This window comes from Microcoleus sp. (assembly GCF_049646505.1).
Classification (GTDB): Bacteria; Cyanobacteriota; Cyanobacteriia; order Cyanobacteriales; family Microcoleaceae; genus Microcoleus.
This window is the reverse complement of sequence record NZ_JBARVX010000380.1, coordinates 1-2959: the sequence shown is the minus strand read 5'-3', so window position 1 is coordinate 2959 and position 2959 is coordinate 1. Positions and strand designations below refer to the sequence as shown.

The window sequence follows — 2959 nt, the reverse complement described above, 5'->3', positions numbered from 1 at the left end:
GGGACTAGCTTCGCATCCACAGGGTGTCGTGACTCAAAAAACGTAGTCAGTTAAGACTTAGGCTGGTCAGGACGGCTTTGAGATTTCTCTTTCAAGCCTCACGCCTTTAGGCTGAGGTTCCTGACAGTGAGTTTTAGGGCAATTATATTTCATTTGTGAATGAATTTTTTTTTTAACCGCAGAGGGCGCAGAGGGCGCGGAGGAAGAGAAGAGAAGAGGGGTGAGGGCGAGTTTTATAAATAGATTATAGTAACTCATCGCATTTTTTACAACATCACATTCCCCGGAAATCTCTGTTTCAAAACTGGCATCACCGGACAAGGTTTTTGAGTTTGCAAATTCTCCGGTTTGTTCCAAGTAAAAGGCCCTTTATTTTCCGCAGCCATCCACAGCAAACTTTTTGCCCTAGTCATCGCTACGTAAAGCAATCTAAACTCTTCTGCTGTTTTCAAATAACCTGCTTGTTCCCACGCTTCACCGAGATTTGGTAAGGGATATTTTTCGTGCAAATCAGCTCTAATTTTTGCTCTCGCTACTTCGGCTAGGGTGAAATCTCCTAGAAATCTAGTTTGCGGCAAAACTCGCAAACTTCCGGGGATGGTTTGTTCGTGCAAAAATGGTAAGAAGACGCAATCCCAATCTAATCCTTTTGCTTTGTGCATGGTAATAATTGTTAGTTGACCTTTGCTGGTGTAGCGTTCTTCTATTTTGTCGTCTGCATCCACGGGTTCAAATCTTTCGGAACTAACAATTTCGCCGAGCACTTCTAAAATATTTTGCATTGAATTGTTGCCGGCTGTTTGGATTGCTACTCGTTCTGCTAATTTGTCGGCCGTGGCTAATTCTGTTTGGTCGTATTGCAGCGCTAGGGCTAAAAATGAGATGATTTGGTAGGGCGGTAATTCTAAGCGAGCTTGCAGCAAACCGCAGCAAAAATAGCGACATTTACGCACGGGATCTGACTGTTGCGGGTCTAGGGGGCCGGGGTACAGGAATTGTTCGGGGCTAGTTGCAAAAGCATTGTAGTCTTGTTTGGGGATGAGTTGCCGATCGCTCAAAATCTTTAAGGCTGCTTTCAGGTAATCTGGTGAGTGCGGGCGATCGAGAAATTGCAGCAATGTTAAGATTTCCCAAGGTACTTGAGAATGTCTGTCGCGTTCTCCCACATCCTCAATTTTAATCCCGTATTTACGCAAATCAAAGCTTAATCCGTGTTTTTGCGGATTTTCTAAAACTTCTTTGATAAACTTGCCCTGTTTATTTTCCCGCACCAAAACTGCCATTGATTTGAGATTTTCTAAGGGCAATTTGGGGCGATTTTCTGTATCCTTCACTTCGCCGCCTGATTCGATATTTTGGTCAGGGTTTACCCATTCAAAATCCGCAGGTAAAAATTCCTCAACTAACTCAATTACCCGCTTACCAATTAACTCAACGCTATGGTAAATATCCCTGGGATTGCACAATTCTAAGCCGCGACCAATGGGGTCGGGATTGGCATTTTGTTGGGGGTCATCGCTGGGAACTGTTTGAATAATTTGGTTGCGAAAAGGCTGTTCGGTTCCGGCTAATTCCGAGCGATTTACCCATTGCAACATAAAGTTAGCTGCATCGATAATTACCTGGCTGCTGCGCCCTGCGCCGTCCATTGTCGCTAACTTATTTTGAAGTTCGCACTCGTCACAAAATTTGTTAAAATAAATCGGATCTGCGGGAGTGAATGTAGAATTTATCGCTTGATTTGGATCGCCAACTCTGATAAAATTGGGAGGTGAGTTAAGATTGTCTGGATCTTGAGCCAATTTTTGCAAAAGTTCAGTCTGCAAAGGTGTTGAATCCTGGGCTTCGTCCTCGAAAACGGCAAATACTTGCTTTTGCTCGATCGCCTTTGCTCCCGGATTGTCCAACACCCGCAAAGCTGCTAAAATCATCTCGTCGTAATCGATAAATTCTCGACTCCTCAACAAAGTCTGATATTTTTGATATAAACCGCCAGCTACGGCTAAAATTTCATAGGCGTCGTCTGAATCTAAAGCGCCCATTTCTAACAACTGTTCGGGAAACAAACCCGAAGATTTTGCCTCGTGAATCACAGTTTTAGCTAACTGCGGCAAAATCTCCGTCCGTAAAGCCAATTGTCGCCGCACTCTCTCCGTTTCTTCTCCATCAAATTGCTGTCCTTCTAGCAAAATTTGATATCGGCGGGGATTTTCCGCAATCCACAATTCTACACAAGTGCGAATTAATCGATGACTTTGAGTCGGAGTTACTAAGGTAGAATTTTCTAAGTTTAAACCTGACAAGTCGGGATGCCGCAGTGCAATATTTAACGCTAAACCGTGCAAAGTGTGGACGGAAAAACCGCCTCGATATAAAGACAATTCTGCCAATCTTTGGCGAATTTTGCTTTTAATATTAGCAGCAGCCGATCGCGTAAATGTTACGACAATTAACTGGCGGCGGTTGTGAAGCTGGTGGCGGGCGATCGCAATTGCCGACGCAGCAGCCATTCCTGTAGACTTCCCGGCCCCTGGAACCGCTGAAACCGCAAGGGGGCCGCCCAACCAATCCGCCATCTCGTGCTGCCCCTTACGCAAGCTCTCACGAATTTTAGCGCAAGCTGAGTCCAAAAGGGCTGCCTGCTCTAACTTGGAGAAAGCGCTGTTGGGGCGATCGATCTGAATTGTCGATCGGCTAAAATCAGAATCAAATTCATCAGTCATTATTACATCCGCGTTTATCTGCGTTCATCTGCGGTTAAAAATCAAAAAATCTTCAACCTCTACCGTTTCCATTTTGGTATCGGCGAAACTAACACCATCTATCCGAGCTTAAATTAAAACCAGCATAAAATTCAATACCCAAATGTTTTTACACGAATAACCCCCAATGAAAACTCACCTCAAAACCTATTCCCCGCCGCACCAGCCCCACCCAAACCAACCCAACAACAGCACAA

1 protein-coding gene is annotated in these 2959 nt (G+C 44.7%); it reads right to left on the bottom strand.

Going from position 1 to position 2959, the window contains the following annotated elements; genetic code table 11:
• Positions 1-266 precede the first annotated feature (266 nt).
• Complete coding sequence (locus tag WBA89_RS19030; RefSeq protein ID WP_424408768.1) at positions 267-2723, bottom strand: ATP-dependent helicase; 2457 nt, start codon at positions 2721-2723, stop codon at positions 267-269.
• Between the last annotated feature and the right edge of the window lie 236 nt (positions 2724-2959).

Coding starts and splice junctions, on each gene's coding strand:
- WBA89_RS19030 (WP_424408768.1), bottom strand. CDS start 2,723: ATGACTGATGAATTTGATTCTGATTTTAGCCGATCGACAATTCAGATC.